This window comes from Bradyrhizobium sp. SZCCT0148 (assembly GCF_018129985.1).
Taxonomy (GTDB): Bacteria; Pseudomonadota; Alphaproteobacteria; order Rhizobiales; family Xanthobacteraceae; genus Bradyrhizobium; species Bradyrhizobium japonicum_H.
The window spans coordinates 209,345-230,318 of the sequence record NZ_JAFCKT010000007.1; the positions used below are offsets into that span (position 1 = coordinate 209,345).

The following is a 20,974-nucleotide window of genomic DNA, read 5'->3' on the forward strand; positions in this document are numbered from 1 at the left end:
CAGGGTTAAGCGCCCTGCTCCATCATCCCCTGCAGCCGCGCCAGCTCTGCTTCGAGATCGCGCTCCACATCCGCCGCCCGCATCTCGATCACCCGGTAGTCCCGCGCCTCGAGCCAGCTCCGCCGCGACGCACGATCTGCTGCGATGGCTTCCCCCTCGCCCGGGTTGACCAGCTCGATCGCGATCCGGTGCGGGAACGAGACGAAGTCCGGGATATGGCGGCCGACCGGGGTCTGGCGCTTGAACCCGCCTGCAAAGCGGCGGTCGCGGGTCAGGGCCTGCCAGAGCAGGCGCTCGGCATCGGTCGGGTTGCGGCGGAGCAGGCGGGCGAGGCCGCGCACCGTCGAGCCGCTGTCGGGAACGCCGCCGCCCTGCCCGTGCTCGGCGAGGAGCGCGCGCAGGCGCGTGGCCTGCTCGCCGTCGAGCACGCCTCCCTTGGCCGGTCCCTTGCGCCCTTCGGCGATCGCCATGACCACCCCGTGCAGGGTGTGCATGTCCTGCTTGGTCGGCTCCATCCGGCTGAAGATGTTGCGCAGGTTGACCAACATTGTGTCGCGCTTCTCGGCCGGGCGCAGGAATTCCACCTTGTCGAGCTCGCGGATGAGGTTGTCGAAGAAGGCCTGCATCTGATGCTGGGAGGCGCGCTCGGAGCGCTCCGGCATGGCGTGCGGCAGCGCGCCTGAGGTCGCCCGCTTGAACCATTCATAGCCGACCAGCAGCACGGCCTGGGCGAGGTTGAGCGAGGCGAAGCCCGGATTGACCGGAAAGGTAATGATCCGATTGGAGAGGCCGACCTCCTCGTTGGTCAGCCCCCAGCGCTCGCGGCCGAACAGGATGCCGGCCTTGCCACCGGCTGCGACGTGACCCGCGATCTCGCTCGCCGCCGCTTCCGGCCCGACCACGGGCTTGGCCTGGTCGTGGGGGCGCGCGGTGGTGGCAAACAGCAGGTCGAGGTCGGCAACGGCCTCTTCGACCGTGCCGAACAACTGCACCTTTTCCAGAATGTGGTCGGCACCCGCCGCCGCCCGCTGCGCGGCGATGTTGGGCCAGCCATCCCTGGGGTTGACGATGCGCAGGGCACCGAGCGCAAAATTGCCCATGGCGCGCGCGGCCATGCCGATGTTTTCGCCGAGCTGCGGCTCGACCAGGATCACGATGGGACCGTCGAGGGACAAACCCGCCTTGCTCTTGTCAGTCCCCGACATCTCGTTTCGCTTTCACGCTGTCTCTCAAGGCCTTGGCAAGGCCGCCTCAGGAATTGATTCAGGCCGGTCGTCAAGATCTCCTTGGGACCGGCTGCCCGTTCGCCTGTCGTTTGCCTGTCCTGACGAAATTCTCAAGGGAAATAACGGGTTGGAATCGACTTTTGAATCTCTGCCGAAGCCTCAGGCCCGCCCCGGCCTGCGGGCCCCTCCCCGCCCCCCGTCTGCGGGGGCTGGATCGGCTAAAAGTGCATAATCCCTTGGCTTTCGCCCGCCGCGTCCGGGTGCTATGAGGCGGCGGATATTCCCGTGGCGCACCGTAAGCGCCGTTCCCAAGAGGCTTCCCCGATCATGGCAAAAATCAAGGTATCCAATCCCGTCGTCGAACTCGATGGCGACGAGATGACCCGGATCATCTGGCAGTACATCAAGGACAAGCTGATCACCCCGTTCCTGGATGTCGAGCTGATGTATTTCGACCTGGGCATGGAGTACCGCGACCACACCAATGATCAGGTCACCATCGACGCCGCCGAGGCGATCAAGAAGGTCGGCGTCGGCGTGAAGTGCGCCACCATCACCCCCGATGAAGCCCGGGTGAAGGAGTTCAACCTCAAGCAGATGTGGAAGTCGCCGAACGGCACCATCCGCAACATCCTCGGCGGCGTGATCTTCCGCGAGCCGATCATCTGCAAGAACGTGCCACGCCTGGTTCCCGGCTGGACCAAGCCGATCATCATCGGCCGCCACGCCTATGGCGACCAGTACCGCGCCACCGACTTCAAGTTCCCGGGCAAGGGCACGCTGTCGATGAAGTTCGTCGGCGAGGACGGCACCGTGATCGAGAAGGAAGTGTTCAAGGCCCCCGGCGCCGGCGTCGCCATGGAGATGTACAATCTCGACGACTCCATCATCGACTTCGCCCGCGCCTCCCTCAATTACGGCCTGCTGCGCAACTACCCGGTCTACCTCTCGACCAAGAACACGATTCTCAAGGTCTATGACGGCCGCTTCAAGGACATCTTCCAGGACATCTACGACCGCGAGTTCAAGAAGGAATTCGAGGCCAAGGGCCTGACCTACGAGCACCGCCTGATCGACGACATGGTGGCCTCGGCGCTGAAATGGTCGGGCGGCTATGTCTGGGCCTGCAAGAACTACGACGGCGACGTGCAGTCCGACACCGTCGCGCAGGGCTACGGCTCGCTCGGCCTGATGACTTCGGTGCTGCTCACCCCCGACGGCAAGACCGTCGAGGCCGAAGCCGCCCACGGCACGGTGACCCGCCACTACCGCGAGCACCAGAAGGGCAAGGAGACCTCGACCAACTCGATCGCGTCGATCTTCGCCTGGACCCGTGGCCTCGCCCACCGCGCCAAGCTCGATAACAATGCCGAGCTCGCCAAGTTCGCGAACACCCTGGAGAAGGTCTGCGTCGACACCGTCGAAGCCGGCTACATGACCAAGGACCTCGCGCTGCTGGTCGGCGCCGACCAGCGCTGGCTCTCGACCACCGGCTTCCTCGACAAGGTCGCCGAGAACCTGACCAAGGAGCTGGCGGCCTGAGCCGTCCGCAATTCCGCCCGACTGGGCCGGACATCATCACGGGCCGCGCGACAGCGCGGCCCGTTTCTTTTTGGGACCTCGCCCGGAGATGCCACCATGTTCATCAAGCTTGCCGGCCCCACAATGCTGCTCGCGGCCCTGATCGGGCCGGCCGTGGCTGCAGAGCCGCTTCCCGACACCATCGCCGCACCGGGCGAGAGCGTCGTGCTCAGCGTCCACGCCGAGGGCGCACAGGTCTACGAATGCAAGGCCGGTAGCGACGGCAAGCTCGCCTGGACCTTTCGTGAGCCGATCGCAACGCTGCTGTCCGAGGGCAAGACGATCGGCAGGCACTATGCCGGCCCGAACTGGGAACTCGCCGACAGCAGCGCCGTGGTCGGCAAGGCGATTGGCAACGCGACCGGTGCGACGGCTGCCGATATCCCCTGGCTGAAGCTGGAGGTCACCGCCCGCCGCGGCAGCGGCGCCCTCACGCCTGTCACCACGGTCCAGCGCATCAACACCCATGGCGGCAGGCTCGACGGCATGTGCGACAAGGCCGGCGAGTTCAGAAGCGCGCCCTATTCGGCAGAGTATGTTTTCCTGAAGAAGGGCTGAGGTGGAGTATGCGATCAGTTCGCCTCGCCACCGCTTTCCTGCTCGGCCTGCGCCAGCTCGGCCAGCGCGAGATCCCCGGTATCGGCGAGCCGCGCCTTGGCGGTGGTGTGGACGTGGTCCGCCAGCGTCGGCATGCGCGCGATCAGGGCGTGAAAATCCTGGGCGTCGAGCACCAGCAGGCGCGTCTTGCGCGTTGCCGTCACCGTGCCGCTGCGTTTTGTTTTGTGCAGCAGCGCGATCTCGCCGAAGAAGGTGCCGTCGGTGAGCCGCACTTGCTGGCTCGGCAGCGTGATCTCGACCTCGCCGGCGGTGATGAAATACATTGACGAGGCCGCATCGCCGCGGCGGACCAGTATTTCACCCTCCTCGATGGTGCGCGCGCGCAAGAGGCGCATGATGTCGGCGATCTCCGCGGCCGACAGATGCGAGAACAGCGGCACCCGCGCCAGCATGCCCCAGGTGACGACGAAGTCGCGCCGCTTCACCTCTTCGGCAAAGGCGGTGGAGATGATCGCGACCGGCAGCGCGATCATGGCAAAGCCCGAGATGATGGCGAAGGTGGAGACCAACTTGCCGAGCGCCGTCACCGGTACCACGTCGCCATAGCCGACGGTGCCGAGCGTCACGATGGCCCACCACATCGCCTGCGGGATGGTGCCTAGCTTGTCCGGCTGCACGTCGCGCTCGATGGCGTAGAGCAGCGAGGCGAACGTCAAGACCGCGCCGATCAAAATGACGATGCAGCCGATCAGCGCCCGCCGCTCGGCATGGACAGCGGCGAGCAGCGAGCGCATCGCCGGCGAATACCGGATCAGCTTGAAGAACGGCAGCACGCCAAGCGCCGCCAGCGTCGCGTGCCGGCCGGTGGCGAGCACCACGGCCGCAGGCAGGAACGCCATGAGGTCGATGAGGCCCAGCGTCGAGAACACGTAGCCGAGCCGGTCGGACAGCGCGGAGCCCTTGCGCTGGGTATGGCCCGCCACGGTCCACAGCCGTGCCAGATATTCCAGCGCGAACACCATCACGGCGAGGGCTGTGATGGCCGAGAACAGCGTGCCGAATTGCGCGTCCAGCTCCGGCACCGAGGCGAGGATCATGGAGACGACGTTGAGCACGATGACGCCGATGATGAACTTGATGAAGCGCGACCCGGCTGAATAAGCCAGCGGGTCGTGCTCCAGCAATTCATACAGGCGATCCCTCAAATTGGGATCACGCAAGCCACGTCCTCGCGGAACGGGGCCCATGGTGGTTTACGCGCCTGCCATCGCTTTTTCGATCGCCGCCAGCGCCTCGGTGGCCTTGGCCCCGTCGGGGCCGCCGGCCTGCGCCATGTCGGGCCGGCCGCCGCCGCCCTTGCCGCCGAGCGCTTCGGACGCGATCTTGACCAGGTTCACCGCGTTGAAGCGCGCGGTGAGGTCGGCGGTGACGCCGACCACGACGCCCGCCTTGCCGTCCTCGGTGACGCCGACGATGGCGACGACGCCGGAGCCGATCTGCTTCTTGCCGTCGTCGGCAAGGCTCTTGAGATCCTTCATCTCGATGCCTTCGACCGCGCGCGCCATCAGCTTGACGTCGCCGACCTCGCGCACGCCTGAAGCTGCGCCACTGCCGGCAGCAGCGCCGCCACCCATCGCCAGCTTCTTGCGGGCGTCGGACAATTCGCGTTCGAGCTTCTTGCGCTCCTCCATCAGCGCGGTGATGCGCGCGGGAACGTCGTCGATCGAGGTGCGCAGCTCGTTGGCTGCCGTCTTCGCCAGTGCCATGGTCTCGTTGGCGTGCCTGCGCGCGTAATTGCCGGTCAGCGCCTCGATGCGGCGCACGCCCGAAGCAACCGCGCTCTCGCCGGTGAGCGTGATCAGGCCGATATCGCCGGTGCGCTTGACATGCGTGCCGCCGCAGAGCTCGACCGACCAGCCGAGCGCGTTGGCGCCGCGCTCGCGCGCGGTCCTGCCCATCGAGACGACGCGAACCTCGTCGCCATACTTCTCGCCGAACAGCGCACGCGCCCCGGCTTCGCGGGCTTCGTCAACGCCCATCACGCGCGTCGTGACCTCGTCATTCTCAAGCACCACGTCGTTGGCAATGTCCTCGACGCGGGCCAGCTCCTCCGCCGTGATCGGCTTCGGATGCACGAAGTCGAAACGCAGGCGGTCCGGCGCGACCATCGAGCCGCGCTGGGCGATGTGGTCTCCGAGCACCTGGCGCAGCGCCTCGTGGATGAGATGCGTCGCCGAGTGATGCGCGCGGATCGAGAAGCGCCTGGAATGATCGACCTCGAGCTGCAGCGCGGTGCCGAGCTTGAGCTCGCCGCTCTCCACCGTGCCGACATGCACGAAGAAATCGCCGAGCTTCTTCTGCGTGTCGGTGACGCGGAATTTGATGCCGCCCTCGCCGGTGAGCACGCCGGTGTCGCCGACCTGGCCGCCCGATTCCGCGTAGAACGGGGTCTGGTTCAGCACGATCGCACCGGTCTCGCCGGCCTTGAGGCTGGTGGCTTCCTTGCCGTCCTTCACCAGCGCGGTCACCACGCCTTCGGCGCTCTCGGTCTCGTAGCCGAGGAATTCCGTGGCCCCGAGCTTCTCGCGCAGCGGGAACCAGATCGCCTCGGAGGCCGCCTCGCCCGAGCCCTTCCAGGACTCGCGCGCCTTGGCCTTCTGGCGCTCCATCGCGTCGGTGAACGAGGCCTGGTCGACGCTGATGCCGCGCGACTTCAGCGCATCCTGCGTCAGGTCCAACGGAAAACCATAGGTGTCGTAGAGCGTGAAGGCGACGTCGCCGTCGAACATGTCGCCCTTCTTCAGGGACGCGCTCTTCTCGTCGAGGATGGCCAAGCCGCGGGTCAGCGTCTTGCGGAAGCGGGTCTCTTCCAGCCGGAGCGTTTCCTCGATCAGGTTTTCCGCGCGCATCAAATCCGGATAGGCCTGACCCATCTCGCGCACCAGCGCCCAGACCAGTCGATGCATCAGCGGCTCTTTCGCGCCCAGCAGCTGCGCATGGCGCATCGCGCGGCGCATGATCCGGCGCAGCACGTAGCCGCGGCCCTCGTTCGAGGGCAGCACGCCGTCCGCGACCAGGAAAGCCGATGAACGCAGATGATCGGCGATGACGCGGAACGAGGCCACGGTCTGCTCGTTCGGCCCGTGGCCCAGCGCGGACGATGTCGCGTCGATCAAATGACGGAACAGATCGGTCTCGAACACGCTGTCGACGCCCTGCATGATGCAGGCCATGCGCTCGAGGCCCATGCCGGTGTCGATCGAGGGACGCGGCAGATCCACGCGCTCCTCCTTCGTCACCTGCTCATATTGCATGAACACGAGATTCCAGAATTCGAGGAAGCGGTCGCCGTCCTCTTCCGGCGAGCCTGGAGGGCCGCCCCAGATGTGATCGCCGCGGTCGATGAAGATCTCCGAGCACGGGCCGCACGGGCCGGTGTCGCCCATCGCCCAGAAATTGTCCGAGGTCGGGATACGGATGATGCGGTCGTCGGAGAAGCCGGCGATCTTCTTCCAGAGCGCGTGCGCTTCGTCGTCGGTGTGGTAGACGGTGACGAGCAGCTTGTCCTTGTTGAGCCCAAAATCCTTCGTGATCAGCTTCCAGGCCAGCTCGATCGCGCGCTCCTTGAAATAGTCGCCAAACGAGAAGTTGCCGAGCATCTCGAAGAAGGTGAGATGGCGCGCGGTGTAGCCGACATTGTCGAGGTCGTTGTGCTTGCCGCCGGCGCGCACGCATTTCTGCGACGTGGTGGCGCGCTGGTAGGGCCGCTTCTCGACGCCGGTGAAGACGTTCTTGAACTGCACCATGCCGGCATTGGTGAACATCAATGTCGGGTCGTTGCGCGGCACCAATGGCGAGGATGTCACGACCTCGTGGCCGTTCTCGGCAAAGAAGTTCAGAAAGGTCGACCTGATCTCGTTGACGCCGCTCATGTTCATCCAATCGGGTATGCCTGGACCCGCTTCTCGCCATCCAAACCGTAACGTTGAGGCTGATATCTGCGGGCCAAAGCGCTTTTAGACAAGGCCAGCTTCGCTGTCCAGAAACTGTGCAGAGAGATCAGTGGGTTGCCGCAGGCGCGCAATCCCGTTGGATAGGACGCGCGGACGCGTTGACAGGCTTGGCCCCGCTGTGGTCTTTACCCATCTGTATCGTACGGCCACGTCGGGAGAGACCGGCTTTAGGCAGCCGGCGCCGAAGGAGCAACCGCCCCGGAAACTCTCAGGCAAAAGGACCGCGTGGCTTTGACAGCATCTGGAAAGAGGCGCCGACGGGCAAATACCTTCTAAGAAGGGTTTGCCCGGATGGCTCCCGCCGACGGGATAATACTCTCAGGCACAGCGACAGATGGGGCTTCGACTGGTGTCCTCAGGGAATCGTCCCGGGGGAACCGCCGAGGGCCCCTGTGATGCTAGCGCGCGACGACCACGATTCCCTGAACCGTACGCCCCTTCATGGGCTTCATGTCTCCCTGGGCGGCAAGATGGTGCCGTTCGCGGGCTATGACATGCCCGTGCAATACCCCGCGGGCGTGCTGAAGGAACACCTTCATACGCGGGCTTCCGCCGGCCTGTTCGACGTCTCCCATATGGGCCAGATCGCGCTCCGGCCGAAATCCGGCAAGCTCGAGGACGCCGCCCGCGCGCTGGAGCGGCTGGTGCCGCAGGATATCGTAGCTGTCGCGCCGGGGCGGCAACGCTACGCCCAGTTCACCAACGAAGACGGCGGCATCCTCGACGATCTCATGGTCGCCAATTTCGGCGATCACCTATTCCTGGTCGTCAACGCCGCTTGCAAGGACGCCGACGAGGCGCATCTGCGCGCGAATCTCTCGAGCGACTGCGTCATCGAGCCGCTATCCGATCGCGCGCTGATCGCGCTGCAGGGGCCGAAGGCCGAGGCGGCGCTGGCGAAATTGTGTGCAGACGCGCCCGCCATGAAGTTCATGGATGCCGGCCCGCGCAAGGTTGCCGGCATCGACTGCTTCGTCTCGCGCTCCGGCTACACCGGCGAGGACGGGTTCGAGATCTCGGTCCCCGCAGCCGATGCCGAGCGTCTTGCCAAAACGCTGCTGGACAATCCGGACGTGCTGCCGATCGGCCTCGGGGCCCGCGACAGCCTGCGGCTTGAGGCCGGGCTCTGCCTTTACGGCCACGACATCGACACCGCGACTACGTCCGTCGAGGCCGCGCTGGAATGGTCGGTGCAGAAGTCCCGCCGCAGCGGCGGCGCGCGCGCCGGCGGCTTTCCCGGTGCCGAAAAGATCCTCGCTCATTTCGATCACGGCGCGGCCCGCCGCCGTGTCGGCCTGCTCGCCCAGGGACGCGCGCCGGTCCGCGAGGGTGCGCTGCTGTACGCGAATGACGCCGGCGGCGAGCCGATCGGACAGGTCACTTCAGGTGGTTTCGGCCCGAGCCTGAACGCGCCGGTCGCGATGGGCTATGTGCCCACAAGCCAGAGCGCGCTCGGCACAAACCTGTTCGCGGAAGTGCGCGGCCAGCGCTTGGCCGTGCAGGTCGCGGCCATGCCTTTCGTCAAGAACACCTACAAACGCTGAGGATCGACAATGACCACGACGCTGTACACCTCCGACCATGAATGGCTCGCCATCGACGGCGACGTCGCCACCGTCGGCATCACCGACTATGCCCAGCAGCAGCTTGGCGACGTCGTGTTCGTCGAACTGCCCAAGGTCGGCCGCACGCTTAAGAAAGCGGAAGCCGCCGCCGTCGTCGAATCGGTCAAGGCTGCCTCCGACGTCTACGCGCCCGTGACCGGCGAAGTGCTCGAAGCCAATGCCGAGCTCGTGGCCGAGCCGGCGCTGGTGAACTCCGACGCGCAAGGCAAGGCCTGGTTCTTCAAAATCAAGATGGCCGACAGGAGCGAGCTCGGCGGCCTGATGGACGAAGCCGCCTACAAGGCACACACGGCGTAGGGACAATGGAGCAAGCGATGACCGCGCACCGCAAGACCAACGGCGACACCGCCGCCAGTTTCGTTCGCCGCCATATCGGCCCGTCGGCGCGCGACGTCACCGCCATGCTGGAGACCGTCAGCGCCAAGAGCGTTGACGCGCTGATGGCCGAGACGCTGCCGGCCTCGATCCGGCAGGCCAGCCCGCTCGATCTCGGCAAGCCCCTGAGCGAAACCGAGGCAATCGCGCATATGGGCGAGCTTGCGCGTCAGAACCAAGTCTTCACCTCCCTGATCGGCCAAGGCTATTCCGGAACGATCCTGCCCGCTGTGATCCAGCGCAACATCCTGGAGAACCCCGCCTGGTACACGGCCTACACGCCCTATCAGCCCGAGATCAGCCAGGGCCGGCTTGAGGCACTGCTCAACTTCCAGACCATGATCTGCGACCTCACCGGGCTGGACGTCGCCAACGCCTCGCTGCTCGACGAGGCCACCGCCGCGGCTGAAGCGATGGCGCTGGCGGAGCGCCACTCGCAGGTCAAGGCGCAGGCCTTCTTCGTCGACAAGGACGTGCATCCGCAGACGCTGGCGGTGATGCGCACCCGCGCCGAGCCGCTCGGCTGGACCCTGATCGTCGGCGATCCCCTCACCGATCTCGACAAGGCCGACGTGCTCGGCGCGCTGCTGCAATATCCCGGCTCGTCCGGCGCGGTGCGCGACCTCCGGCCCGCGATTGCAACACTGAAGGCCAAGGGCGCGCTCGCGATCGTGGCCGCCGACCTGCTGGCCCTGACCCTGCTCGCCTCGCCCGGCGAGCTCGGTGCGGACATCGCGATCGGCTCGGCCCAGCGCTTCGGCGTGCCGATGGGCTATGGCGGACCGCACGCGGCCTATATGGCGGTGCGCGATGCGCTGAAGCGCTCGCTGCCCGGCCGCATCGTCGGCCTTTCCGTGGACTCCCGCGGTGCGCCTGCCTACCGGCTCGCACTGCAGACCCGAGAGCAGCACATCCGCCGCGAGAAGGCGACGTCGAACATCTGCACCGCGCAGGTGCTGCTCGCCGTGATCGCCTCGATGTACGCGGTCTATCACGGCCCCGAAGGCCTGACGCAGATCGCCCGCAATGTGCATCGCCGCACCGCCGTGCTGGCGAGCGGCCTGCGCAAGCTCGGCTTCGCGCTGCAGTCTGAGACTTTCTTCGATACGCTCAGCGTCGACGCCGGCGTTAAGCGAGCCGAGATCGTCGCGCGCGCGGCGGCCGAGAAGATCAATCTCGGCGTCGGCGACACCAGCTTGCGCATTGCGCTCGACGAGACCACGACACCCGCAACCGTCGAAGCAGTCTGGCGCGCCTTCGGAGGCACGCTGTCTTACGCCGAGATCGACGCGACCACGCGCGAGGCGCTGCCGGAGGCGCTGAAGCGCGCGACCTCCTTCCTCATTCATCCCGTGTTCCATGCGCATCGCTCGGAGACCGAGATGCTGCGCTACATGCGCAAGCTCTCAGACCGCGACCTCGCGCTCGACCGCGCGATGATTCCGCTCGGCTCCTGCACCATGAAGCTGAACGCAACCACCGAGATGATGCCGCTGACCTGGCCGGAGTTTGCGACGCTGCATCCGTTCGTCCCGCGCGAGCAGGCGGCCGGCTATCACGCGCTGTTCGCGCGGCTGGAAAAATGGCTGTGCGACATCACCGGTTATGATGCGATCTCGCTGCAGCCGAATTCGGGCGCGCAGGGCGAATATGCCGGCTTGCTCGCGATCCGCGGCTATCACGCCTCGCGTGGCGAAACGCACCGCAAGATCTGCTTGATCCCCTCATCCGCCCACGGCACCAACCCTGCTTCGGCCGCGATGGTCGGCATGGACGTGGTGGTGGTCGCCTGCGAGAAGAACGGCGACGTCGACGTCAACGATCTCCGCGCCAAGGCCGAGAAGCACTCGGCCAATCTCGCCGCTGTCATGATCACCTATCCCTCGACCCACGGCGTGTTCGAGGAGCACATCCGCGAGATCTGCGACATCGTGCACGGCCATGGCGGCCAGGTGTATCTGGACGGCGCCAACCTCAACGCGCAGGTCGGCCTGAGCAGGCCCGGCGATTACGGCGCCGATGTCAGCCATCTCAATCTGCACAAGACCTTCTGCATCCCGCATGGCGGCGGCGGCCCGGGCATGGGCCCGATCGGCGTCAAGGCGCATCTCGCGCCCTTCCTGCCCGGTCATCCCGTGACACAAGCCGATGCCCCGGTCGGCCCGGTCTCGGCCGCGCCGTTCGGCTCGGCGTCGATCCTGACCATCTCCTACATCTACATCCTGATGATGGGCGGCGACGGCCTGAAGCGCGCCACCGAGATCGCGATCCTGAACGCCAACTACATCGCAGCGCGCCTCGATCCGCACTTCCCGGTGCTCTACAAGAACGAGAAGGGCCGCGTCGCGCATGAATGCATCGTCGATCCCCGCCCGCTCAAGACCACGAGCGGAGTCACCGTCGACGACATCGCCAAGCGCCTGATCGACTACGGCTTCCATGCGCCGACCATGAGCTTCCCGGTGCCCGGCACGCTGATGATCGAGCCGACCGAATCGGAATCGAAGGCCGAGCTTGATCGCTTCTGCGACGCCATGATCGCGATCCGGAAAGAAATCGCCGAGGTCGAGGCGGGCCGCTTCAAGATCGAAGCATCACCGCTGCGTCATGCCCCGCATACGGTGCACGACATCGCCGAGGACGACTGGAAGCGCGCCTATACCCGCGCTGAAGGCTGCTTCCCCGCAGGCAGCTCGCGCACCGACAAATACTGGAGCCCCGTTGGGCGCGTCGACAACGTCTATGGCGATCGCAATCTGGTGTGCTCCTGCCCGCCGGTGAGCGATTACGCGGAAGCGGCGGAGTAGCGGATTAGTAGGGCGGGCAAAGCGGAGCGTGCCCGCCTTCTTTGTGCGTGTTAAAATAGGGTGGGCACGGCGCTTGCGCGCCTTTGCCGACCCTACGGCCCCTTCGCTCGACCTATCCTACGGCGCCACCAGCGAGCGGCTCGCCGCATCCCACCGCCAGAGCCGCTCGTTGGTCAGAAGCGTGCCGCCCCACCAGCGCCGGATCGGATTGTGGCGGCGGAAATCTTCGCGGCCTGCAAGCGCGGCTTGACCAAACTCTGTCAACGACAGCCGGCTGCGGCGATAAGCGGCGTTGCGACCTCGCGCATCGTGCAAGGCAAGTGTCGCGAATTTCGGATCAAGACCTGCGATCGCCGGCATCGGGCCGGACGCAAGCCCTTCGAGCAACGGGCCAAGCTCCCACTGGTCGAACACGCGCGTTTCGAGTAGCCCGCCTGGCTGAAACAGCTGCTTGGTACGGTTGTGGCCCGTCGCAATCAGGTCGAGAAGGCGCGCTTCCGTCGCGCCCAGTCCGGTGATCGGTGACGGCAGTTCTGCCAACAATTGTTCCATCGCCGGCTTCAGAAAGGGCAGCCTGGGAAATTCCCGGCGCAACAGTCCGAAGCAGAGCTCCGGCGTTGGTGCCCGATAGGCCTCCCAGGCCATGCGGGCAGTCTCGAAGTCGAGCTCCGTCACGTCGAACGCCCGCACGGTACGATCGCGAAGCCCCGCTCCGCCTGATTCGATAAAATCGAAATCGACCAAGCGCAATGTCAGGCGATCAGCCATGTAAGATTGAGAGCGGAGATAATCCAAGATCCAGACCAGCTGCAATTGATCGTTCGGGCGGGGATCAAACCACAGCTCGATGAGATCGAAGCCGTAGGCCTCGCAGAACCAATTAAGCGGGAGTTCCTTGTGGGCGAGACCGGCCTGGGGAGACCGGGCAACAAGATCGGACCACCGCACCTCCGGATCGCCTTTGTAATAGCCTCCCGTCAGGTATTGCTCGAGGTGGTGGGACGTAGGCAGCGGCCCCGAGACGAATCGGAAGATCAGAGGGACGACCATGTCGGCGCGATCGGCGTAGGTGAGACCGACGCCGGACGAACTCGTCAGGATCAGACGCTTCACTGGTGCTGCCCCACCCTCATGCAAAACGAAACGGGCACCGACGACGTCGGCAACTCAACGTCATCAGCGCCCGCTCCTCGCGAAAAACTCTACGATTTAGAACTTACTCCTCCGCCGGCTCCTCGCCGTCGGCATCACGCTCGGGGGTGCCGGCGAGAATCTGCTCGGCGATCAGGCCGGAGTTCTGGCGGATCGAGGTCTCAATCTTGGCGGTGATGTCGGGGTTGGCCTTCAGGAACGCTTTCGAGTTCTCGCGGCCCTGGCCGAGACGCTGGCTGTCATAGGAGAACCAGGCGCCGGACTTTTCGACGATGCCGGCCTTGACGCCGAGATCGAGGATCTCGCCCATCTTGGAGACGCCCTCGCCGTACATGATGTCGAACTCGACCTGCTTGAAGGGCGGCGCCAGCTTGTTCTTCACCACCTTGACGCGGGTGGTGTTGCCGACCACTTCGTCGCGCTCCTTGATCGCGCCGATGCGGCGGATGTCGAGGCGGACGGAGGCGTAGAACTTCAGCGCATTGCCGCCGGTGGTGGTTTCCGGCGAGCCGTACATCACACCGATCTTCATGCGGATCTGGTTGATGAAGATCACCATGGTGTTGGACTTGTTGATCGAGGCCGTGAGCTTGCGCAGCGCCTGACTCATCAACCGCGCTTGGAGGCCCGGCAGCGCATCGCCCATCTCGCCCTCGAGCTCGGCCTTCGGCACCAGCGCCGCGACCGAATCGACCACCAGAACGTCCACCGCGCCCGAACGCACCAGCGTGTCGCAGATTTCCAAAGCCTGCTCGCCAGTGTCCGGCTGTGAGATCAGGAGCTCGTCGATGTTCACGCCCAGCTTGCGCGCATAGACCGGATCGAGCGCGTGCTCGGCGTCGATGAAGGCGCAAATGCCGCCCTTCTTCTGCGCTTCCGCCACCGTGTGCAGCGCCAGCGTGGTCTTGCCCGAGGATTCCGGCCCGTAGATTTCCACGACGCGCCCCTTGGGCAGACCGCCAATGCCGAGCGCGATGTCGAGCCCGAGCGAGCCCGAGGAGACCGCCTCGACATCCATCGAGCGGTCGTTCTTGCCGAGCTTCATCACCGAGCCCTTGCCGAACTGACGCTCGATCTGGGAGAGCGCGGCGGCCAGAGCTTTACTCTTGTCCATGGAAGATCCTTCGACGATACGCAGGGCAGTGGTGGACATTGGGTCGTGCTCCTTATGGCGAGGATTCGCTAGAGGGACAAACGATTGGCGAGGCGGCTCGTCGATAAAGGCAATGTACCCTATCTGTTCTTCGTTCGCAATATGTTCTTTGCGGAATTGAGAGCTTGTCCGCGGGAATGGCGCCTTCTCTCAAGGCCGTGCCCTCCCCTCGCGTTGTGCGCACAACTGCACAGACGTCAGCCAATCGGTGGCCCCTAATGGACCATCACCGTACGAAGCATGGCTCCAATCGGTGATGAGACCGCCGATTGCGCTCCCGCCTTCCTCGCACGGAAAGGAGCATGCCATGTTCAAGCGGCGACGTTATAAGCAGCAGATGACCCTTCAAGACCGGCTTTCCGCGTGGGTGAAGCAGGTCCAGCAACAGGCGTCGAAGCTTCCGCCCGAGCCCGAGCGGGATGCCCTGCTCAAGAAGGCCCGCCGGGCCGATGTCGCCAATCACCTGCAGGACTGGGCCAAATCCCCCGGATTGCAACCGCCGAAATAGCAGGGCTGCGGCAACGCCTTTCGCCGACCGAAGCTGACGCGCATCAAAGACGCGTGGCCCGGCCGCCGTCAGAATTCCGTAATCCTGCGGCATCGGACCTTTTCACGTTGTCGGGCCTTCTTCAGGATGAGACCGCAACTCTGGGAACTTCAATCATGACGGACAACACGCACCGCGAGACGTTCAGGCGCAATCCCCTGCTGGAGACGGCGCATCGGGAGATGATGAAGTTCGAGCGCCAGGAGAACGAGTTCCGCAAGAAGGACCGCGAAGAACGCGCCGCCGAGTTGCACCTTCCGCTGAACGACATCAAGGTCCACTAGCCCCGGCGCGGAGCCGGCCAACCGACATGGGCGTGCCGGTTGGTGGCCTTCCCGACGACTGGCGGAAGGTGATCGCCCGGTCACCGCAAGCAGCAGGTCGGGCCGGGTCGATATGCACGGCCTACAGAGCGCATCACGCTCTAAAATGGCATCTGGCTCGCGAGCAAGCCATTGAAAAGACACCGCAATTTTTATGCCGTCTACTGTGCATGGGGTTGTTTTCCGGTTTTGAGTTATCCGGCATGTTCCGCGCCCCATCATCCTGGCGCTCGGCCGACGCCCTCGCGCCACCTAGAGCAGCGCCAGCAGCGCGAGGCCGATGATCAGCACGACGAAGCCAGCCGCAGTCGCGGCGGCGAATGACCGCTCAACGTTATCCATGATGCCACCCCTGGTCGGCGTGCCACGTTTCCCCCATGGCTGCGCCGAACGACGTGAAATTTTGCCGACGGGCGTGTCCGCAGTCGTGCGAACGGATGTCGGAAATGGGACGGCTGTGGGGCCAGTCTGCGGCCTCGCGTTCGGCCGGAATCTGCTGCCTGTCAGGCTGCCGTAAGCGGGGCCGGCTAGGGTGATGTGGCTATGGTGTTGCAGCCCAGCACCTCAGCCTCCAATAACTCTTGGCCCCGTCTGGCTTGCCCAGGCGGGGCTTTTTCATGCCTTCCGGGCGGTTCGCGGCTGCCTCTCCTCCTGCGTCACGAGCAGCGAGAAGGCGCGGATCGCGGGCGCCGCCAGCAGCACGATCGGCAACATCGCGGCCCATGCGATCAGCCACGACACCATCCAGTGCCCCACGAAGCTGGCCGCGCTGCCTGCGGGCAGGCTCGCAATCCCCGACGCGACCAGCGAGGTCAGTCCGGACTGGATGACGCCGAAGACGAAATGACTGTAGCGGCGGGGAATGCCGAGCATGACGGGCCCATGTTGCTGGTTGCCGTTATCGGGCCAAGCAAGGCACATGCCGCCTCTTGCAGGGAAGCGGTCATCCTCGGCGCCCTGCGGCCGGTTCGATCGACGGACCCATGCAACCGGGTGCAGGCCAGGAACTTTGTTCTTGGTCGGAGAACCACGGAGCGCCCGCACCCCCGCGCCCTCAGGCAGTACGCGTTTCGCACTGAGCTTCGGTTGTTTCGGTGCACGCGCGCTTTCGAGATATCCCCGAATTATCCGGGGCTTACCGTCAAAATTCGCTTGTGTCCGGAATATTGGGATGCCCAACGTTGTTTGCAGCCATGAAAGTGAATCGTGGGGAGGTCGCCATGAATCACAGGGGTATCGAGTTCACCGTCGCGAAGACGGCGATTCCCGGAATCTGGCAGTGGCAGTTCCGCATTGGCGGCCAGGTCAAGTCCGGCAAGACCGAGACGAAAATAGATCTGCTTGCTATCCGGCGCGTGCAGCTGCGCATCGACCGGGAGTTGAAGCGATCGGCCAGACAGCCTGAAGCGAGCGGATGACGGCATCCACGATGCGATATGCACGGCAGAGCCACGGCTGCGCGCTGCTGCGCAACATCATCCGTAGCCGCCCGGAATTGATCTGAGGATGGTTTGGGATTGCACTGCGCGCGTCCACAGCCTGGGGCAAGGCCATCACGCGTGCCATCGGTGCCAGCCATGCCGCTGTATTTTTTCGTATCCGGAATGGAAGCTACTCGGGCTGCGCGGACCAGGCGACGGAGTTTGCCGATCGCAATTCGGCCTGGAAAGAGATGACCAATGTCTGCGCCGACATGACCGCCGCCATTGCCCACAAACTCCAGGAAAATTCCGAATGGCGCATGGAGCTGCTGGACGAGGACAAGGAGCCCGTGTTCCGGATTCGCATCGTCGCGGAAACCCTCGACTAACCCAACAGACCTCTTGGATATTGCTCTAGTCGGCGCTGGGCAGTCGCCGCATGGTGAACTCGATGTCGCCGCCGGGCAGCTCGCGCCACGTCTCCACCGCACTCATATAGCCGGCCTTGGGGTAACGGGCGAAGAAGGCCTGCGCCCTTTCCCGCGCCGCCGCGCGCGGCAGCGTGAAAGTCTCGCGCAGATAGCCGTCGCGGACAGTCTGACCCGGCTTGCCGGCGCTGTTGCGCCGGCGCGCCATCCGCTCGGCGAGATCCCGCGGACGGTCGGCCATGTCCTGCCCTCCTCTACGCCTACACTCAGCACAATGTAGGGCGTGGGCCTGACGAAGAGGAGTCCTATCCGAGAGGGGCCATTGCGGCTCCCGAACGGCGTTCGGTTAGTTGGCGGCCGTGCCGCTTTTGGTCTTTTTCGGCGCGCTGGTGGCGGCCGAGGCCTTGGGCGCCGCCGGCTGCTTCGGCGGGTCGGAACGCATGCCGCCCCAGGGATCGTTGGACGTCTTGGAATCCGGGATCTTCTTCAACGTTTCCTTGTAGGCCCTGTCGCGCTCGGCTTCCGCGGCCTTCTCCTCGGGGGTCTTGCTCGGGGCATCCTGCAGCAAATTCAGATTGGGCATTTGCGCATAGGCAGGTCCCGCCAGCACGGCCAGCACCGCGGCGAAACGGAAAAGCTTCATCGTCCACTCCTTGATCATCCAAGAGGCACGAACGGTCCGCGCCTCGTCATCGTTGTCGCGGCCGTAGAGGCCGGTCGAGGCCCGCTAGAGCCGGTCCGATCTGCAGGATTTCGGCGCATGCAGCCAATCGTCCCAGATCGGACCACACTTGGTGCACCCGCTCAGCGCGAGGCCGAGCGCTGCCATACCAAAGAAGAGGACACACCGACGCAACATCATCCACCCACCCCAAGCAGGCATCATATCGGGCCAAGTCGGGCATTTTCAAGCCGACAGGGCCAGTGCCAGACCGGGTGACTTTGCCGCTCCGTTGCGCGCACAATGCTCGAAGCATCCGGCAATACAGGAGAACGCGACAGCAATGCAAATGCAGCCAGACGCCGAATTCGGCCTCGCCGACGCCAGACGCATCCTGGGCGAGGTTTTTGCCCCCTGGGTCCAGGATCTCCACCTCACCGTCGAGCACCTCGAGCACGCGCAGCCGGCGGATGCGCCGGACTGGCAGCCGGGCGCACTGCTGCGCATGCCATTTTCGGAGCGGTTGTGCCGGAACGGCGGCATTGTCTGCGGCCAGGCCCTGATGGCGCTCGCCGACACCGCGATGGTGATCGCGATCCTGGCGGCCAATCGCGGCTACCGCCCCATGACCACGGTCGACCAAACCACGCATTTCATGCGCGCAGTGTCCTCATCGGACGTGCTTGCGGACGCCCGCGTCGTACGACTCGGGCGCACCATGAGCTTTGGCCGCGTCACGCTGCTCTCGGCTGCCGACAACAAGCCGGTCGCGATGGTATCGAGCGCGTTCGCGATGTTGCCGGGCTGAACTGAATTTCAAAAGAAAAGCCGCGCGAGCGCAAAGCGCACGGCGGCTCTCCATCCCGATCGCATCTAAGCCAGTGACCGAAACGCGATCGTATCCGCGCTTCGATCCGCACGCTCCATTACTTGCCGAGCACTTCGTCGGCCGCGGTGACGATGCTGGCGGTCGGATTCTTTCCGCAATAGGCACCGAACTTCTTGGCGTTGTCGATGAACACGTCAGTGTCGATGATCGCGTTGTCCTCATCACCCTTGTACCAGCCGTCCATCCAGGTCAGCACGACCTGGATGTTGTCTTCGCCGCTCTCGAGGAACTGCTTGCAGCTCATGGTCGAGAGGTCCCACTTGACGGCGTGGGCGGGCATCGACGACAGCGAGACCGCGGCGGCGAGCAGAAGCGAAAGCGTGGTCTTCATCAGTATCTCCATCGGCGCGCAGCGCCATAAAACAAGAGCGTGGGGGAAAAGTCGGCGGAGAGATATCCGCGTCGACGTCGTAAACGAAGTCTGAAGCGCCGTGCAAGTAGCGCCAGTATTGAGTTTAGTTCAACGTAATTTCTATGCACTATTTCACGATCATCATTTTGGACCGAAGCGGATGATCGAGAAGCGAGCAGCGCAGCGTCACCGTGTTTTCAAGGGTGGAACGATCACCTTTGAAAACAGCGGCATTCCCTGCACCGTGCGAAACATGTCGGCGGGCGGCGCGGCGATCGACCTCGACACCCCCGTCACATTGCCGCCATCGATCACGCTCTCGATCACGCGCGACGATTTCGTCCGGAATTGTCGCACAGTTTGGCGCAGTGACAAGCGCATCGGCCTCGCCTTCGTGCAATAGCGCGCGCGATGTGAACCAACGTTCGCATCGCATCCACAACACGGTTATGATTGCGAGATGCGACGACGGCGACGCCAGTGACGAACGGCGGCGTTGCCTGGAATTTGATTCGCCGCATCACCTCCGGCGCGCACCGCAACATCGCCGGTGCGGAATTCGAGGACCGGTCCGCAGCGCTCGCCTCGTTCTATTTCGGCTTCTTGGCGGGTTCGCTCGGACGTGCCCCGCCCCACGGATCGTACTTGTCCTTGGGTTCGGGAATGCGCTCGAGCGCGGCCTTGTAGGCTTTCTCGTCGACCTTGGGCTTGTTGTCCGCCGGTTTGACGGCCTCATTGGGGGACCGTCGGCCCTGCGCCTGCGCCGAGGCAATCGCCAGCGCCATGACAGCGGCCGCTATGACCAAAATCCTCATCAGTGCAATCCCCCCCCCGTTTGGGGTACGAACTTAGCTTGCAATTGCGGAATATGAAATGCCGCGAGCTCCAGCACTTCAGCAAAACTTGATTGCCGGGGACTTCGCCGGATTGCTTTCCTGCCTATCTTTTTGCCCGCAGGGGACCTTCACGGATGTTGCGGATCATTATTCATGCGACGCTGCTCGCCGTCGCGCTCGCACTTGGTGCCTGCGGCTTTGCCGACAGCCGCGCACCGGTACCGGAGTTCATGCGCATGAAGGAAACCGAGCAGCCGCCGCCCGAAGCTGCCCCCGACGTCAAGCGCGTGGTGCGCGAGCAGATCGATGTCGTCTTCCTCGCCACGTCCTATCCGCGCGCCGTGCGCGTCGCCATGCCCCACCGGGAAGTGCGCGGGCCGGGCTGGACCGCCTGCGTCCGCGCCGAGCTCACCTCCGCGACCGGCACCTCCCTCGGCCCCCAGACCTACATCGTGACGATATCAGGCGGAAAAGTCGTCGATCGCCGGCGCGCGGAGGCGGACGATATATGCGGGTCGGAGACCTACGAGCCGATCTAGGGCCGCGGCAAAGCGCAGGCTCCGGGAAAAACATGCAAATCAGTCAGGAACAATCACCGCCTCCCCTTCTTGTCGTTCCATAGGGCAGTTTACGGTGGAGGACAGGATGAAGACATTTACGATTGCGCTTTTGGCAGGCGTCGGCGCTTTGGCGGCCGCGTCGGGTGCGAAGGCTTCCGATATCTACACGAGCAGCGAGTACACCAATCCGGATCTCGTCCAGCAGGTCCGGCTTGTCTGCGACGACTCCGGCCGCTGCTATCGCACCCGCGGCGGCGCGCGCGTGATTGTGCGCGATTCCTACAATACCATGCCGCGTGAGCGCTATTACGAGCGTCGCAGTTATCGCGACTGGGACGATGGTCCCCGCGCCGGCGTCGGCATTCGCGCCCCCGGCGTCAGCATCGGTGTTGGCGGCGACCGCTGGTAACGACCGCAAGGTAAGGCAGATGACCGGACGACGATCGTCGTCCGGTCCTTTTCGCGTC

23 protein-coding genes and 1 riboswitch are annotated in these 20,974 nt (G+C 64.6%); of the genes, 13 read left to right on the forward strand and 10 right to left on the reverse strand.

Features of this window, described 5'->3' with window-relative positions; translation table 11 throughout:
• Positions 1–5: 5 nt before the first annotated feature.
• Positions 6–1,205 (reverse strand): TrmJ/YjtD family RNA methyltransferase, encoded by a 1,200-nt coding sequence (locus tag JQ580_RS22050; RefSeq protein ID WP_212282305.1) that lies wholly within the window; start codon positions 1,203–1,205, stop codon positions 6–8.
• 348 nt (positions 1,206–1,553) lie between these two features.
• Here JQ580_RS22050 and JQ580_RS22055 point away from each other — a divergent pair, with 348 nt between their 5' ends.
• Positions 1,554–2,768: an NADP-dependent isocitrate dehydrogenase gene (locus JQ580_RS22055; protein WP_212282306.1), complete on the forward strand. Its 1,215-nt coding sequence runs from the start codon at positions 1,554–1,556 to the stop codon at positions 2,766–2,768.
• Positions 2,769–2,864: 96 nt separating this feature from the next.
• Positions 2,865–3,365, forward strand: a complete 501-nt coding sequence (locus JQ580_RS22060; protein WP_212282307.1) for a DUF3455 domain-containing protein — start codon at positions 2,865–2,867, stop codon at positions 3,363–3,365.
• 14 nt (positions 3,366–3,379) lie between these two features.
• Here the strand turns inward: JQ580_RS22060 and JQ580_RS22065 are convergent, their stop codons facing one another.
• The gene (locus JQ580_RS22065; protein WP_212282308.1) at positions 3,380–4,612 is read right to left on the reverse strand and encodes a cyclic nucleotide-gated ion channel; all 1,233 of its coding nucleotides are present in this window, start codon (positions 4,610–4,612) and stop codon (positions 3,380–3,382) included.
• A 6-nt stretch (positions 4,613–4,618) separates the two neighbouring features.
• A complete protein-coding gene (gene alaS, locus JQ580_RS22070; protein ID WP_212282309.1) occupies positions 4,619–7,297 on the reverse strand; it encodes an alanine--tRNA ligase in 2,679 nt (892 codons plus the stop codon).
• A gap of 223 nt (positions 7,298–7,520) precedes the next feature.
• Positions 7,521–7,611: riboswitch (glycine riboswitch) on the forward strand.
• Between the two features lie 162 nt (positions 7,612–7,773).
• Between alaS and gcvT the strand changes: the two genes are divergently transcribed.
• The 3 genes from gcvT to gcvP are packed head-to-tail and all read left to right on the forward strand — an operon-like array spanning position 7,774 to position 12,185.
• Positions 7,774–8,922 (forward strand): glycine cleavage system aminomethyltransferase GcvT, encoded by a 1,149-nt coding sequence (gene gcvT, locus JQ580_RS22075; RefSeq protein ID WP_212282310.1) that lies wholly within the window; start codon positions 7,774–7,776, stop codon positions 8,920–8,922.
• A gap of 9 nt (positions 8,923–8,931) precedes the next feature.
• Positions 8,932–9,300 (forward strand): glycine cleavage system protein GcvH, encoded by a 369-nt coding sequence (gene gcvH, locus JQ580_RS22080; RefSeq protein WP_212282311.1) that lies wholly within the window; start codon positions 8,932–8,934, stop codon positions 9,298–9,300.
• A 17-nt stretch (positions 9,301–9,317) separates the two neighbouring features.
• The gene (gene gcvP / locus JQ580_RS22085) at positions 9,318–12,185 is read left to right on the forward strand and encodes an aminomethyl-transferring glycine dehydrogenase (RefSeq protein ID WP_212282312.1); all 2,868 of its coding nucleotides are present in this window, start codon (positions 9,318–9,320) and stop codon (positions 12,183–12,185) included.
• Between the two features lie 117 nt (positions 12,186–12,302).
• Here gcvP and JQ580_RS22090 read toward each other — a convergent pair whose 3' ends face one another.
• On the reverse strand, positions 12,303–13,298 hold the full coding sequence (locus tag JQ580_RS22090; protein WP_212282313.1) for a hypothetical protein: 996 nt from the start codon (positions 13,296–13,298) through the stop codon (positions 12,303–12,305).
• A 103-nt stretch (positions 13,299–13,401) separates the two neighbouring features.
• Positions 13,402–14,490 carry a recombinase RecA gene (gene recA, locus JQ580_RS22095; RefSeq protein WP_212282314.1) on the reverse strand — a complete coding sequence of 363 codons (1,089 nt, stop codon included), beginning with the start codon at positions 14,488–14,490 and terminating at the stop codon, positions 13,402–13,404.
• A gap of 307 nt (positions 14,491–14,797) precedes the next feature.
• On the opposite strand from recA, the gene JQ580_RS22100 reads away from it, so the two are divergent.
• Positions 14,798–14,998 carry a hypothetical protein gene (locus tag JQ580_RS22100; protein ID WP_212282315.1) on the forward strand — a complete coding sequence of 67 codons (201 nt, stop codon included), beginning with the start codon at positions 14,798–14,800 and terminating at the stop codon, positions 14,996–14,998.
• 155 nt (positions 14,999–15,153) lie between these two features.
• Positions 15,154–15,321: a hypothetical protein gene (locus tag JQ580_RS22105; RefSeq protein ID WP_212282316.1), complete on the forward strand. Its 168-nt coding sequence runs from the start codon at positions 15,154–15,156 to the stop codon at positions 15,319–15,321.
• Between the two features lie 654 nt (positions 15,322–15,975).
• Here JQ580_RS22105 and JQ580_RS22110 read toward each other — a convergent pair.
• Positions 15,976–16,233 carry a DUF2798 domain-containing protein gene (locus JQ580_RS22110; protein ID WP_212282386.1) on the reverse strand — a complete coding sequence of 86 codons (258 nt, stop codon included), beginning with the start codon at positions 16,231–16,233 and terminating at the stop codon, positions 15,976–15,978.
• A gap of 347 nt (positions 16,234–16,580) precedes the next feature.
• On the opposite strand from JQ580_RS22110, the gene JQ580_RS22115 reads away from it, so the two are divergent.
• Entirely contained in the window at positions 16,581–16,778 is a 198-nt protein-coding gene (locus JQ580_RS22115) for a hypothetical protein (RefSeq protein ID WP_212282387.1), read from the forward strand.
• Between the two features lie 146 nt (positions 16,779–16,924).
• Positions 16,925–17,170: a DUF6894 family protein gene (locus JQ580_RS22120; protein ID WP_212282388.1), complete on the forward strand. Its 246-nt coding sequence runs from the start codon at positions 16,925–16,927 to the stop codon at positions 17,168–17,170.
• Positions 17,171–17,195: 25 nt separating this feature from the next.
• Here JQ580_RS22120 and JQ580_RS22125 read toward each other — a convergent pair whose 3' ends face one another.
• Both JQ580_RS22125 and JQ580_RS22130 read right to left on the reverse strand, forming a co-directional pair.
• Positions 17,196–17,450 carry a hypothetical protein gene (locus JQ580_RS22125; protein ID WP_212282317.1) on the reverse strand — a complete coding sequence of 85 codons (255 nt, stop codon included), beginning with the start codon at positions 17,448–17,450 and terminating at the stop codon, positions 17,196–17,198.
• A 105-nt stretch (positions 17,451–17,555) separates the two neighbouring features.
• A complete protein-coding gene (locus JQ580_RS22130) occupies positions 17,556–17,852 on the reverse strand; it encodes a hypothetical protein (protein WP_212282318.1) in 297 nt (98 codons plus the stop codon).
• 361 nt (positions 17,853–18,213) lie between these two features.
• On the opposite strand from JQ580_RS22130, the gene JQ580_RS22135 reads away from it, so the two are divergent.
• Entirely contained in the window at positions 18,214–18,678 is a 465-nt protein-coding gene (locus tag JQ580_RS22135; RefSeq protein WP_212282319.1) for a PaaI family thioesterase, read from the forward strand.
• 118 nt (positions 18,679–18,796) lie between these two features.
• Here JQ580_RS22135 and JQ580_RS22140 read toward each other — a convergent pair whose 3' ends face one another.
• Entirely contained in the window at positions 18,797–19,090 is a 294-nt protein-coding gene (locus JQ580_RS22140; protein ID WP_212282320.1) for an HdeA family protein, read from the reverse strand.
• Positions 19,091–19,190: 100 nt separating this feature from the next.
• Here JQ580_RS22140 and JQ580_RS22145 point away from each other — a divergent pair, with 100 nt between their 5' ends.
• The gene (locus JQ580_RS22145; RefSeq protein WP_311982474.1) at positions 19,191–19,514 is read left to right on the forward strand and encodes a PilZ domain-containing protein; all 324 of its coding nucleotides are present in this window, start codon (positions 19,191–19,193) and stop codon (positions 19,512–19,514) included.
• Between the two features lie 187 nt (positions 19,515–19,701).
• Here JQ580_RS22145 and JQ580_RS22150 read toward each other — a convergent pair whose 3' ends face one another.
• On the reverse strand, positions 19,702–19,926 hold the full coding sequence (locus tag JQ580_RS22150; protein WP_212282321.1) for a hypothetical protein: 225 nt from the start codon (positions 19,924–19,926) through the stop codon (positions 19,702–19,704).
• Positions 19,927–20,081: 155 nt separating this feature from the next.
• Here JQ580_RS22150 and JQ580_RS22155 point away from each other — a divergent pair, with 155 nt between their 5' ends.
• Together JQ580_RS22155 and JQ580_RS22160 are read left to right on the forward strand one after the other, a co-directional pair.
• Positions 20,082–20,486: a hypothetical protein gene (locus tag JQ580_RS22155; protein WP_212282322.1), complete on the forward strand. Its 405-nt coding sequence runs from the start codon at positions 20,082–20,084 to the stop codon at positions 20,484–20,486.
• A 106-nt stretch (positions 20,487–20,592) separates the two neighbouring features.
• On the forward strand, positions 20,593–20,916 hold the full coding sequence (locus JQ580_RS22160) for a hypothetical protein (protein WP_212282323.1): 324 nt from the start codon (positions 20,593–20,595) through the stop codon (positions 20,914–20,916).
• The last annotated feature ends 58 nt before the right edge of the window (positions 20,917–20,974 follow it).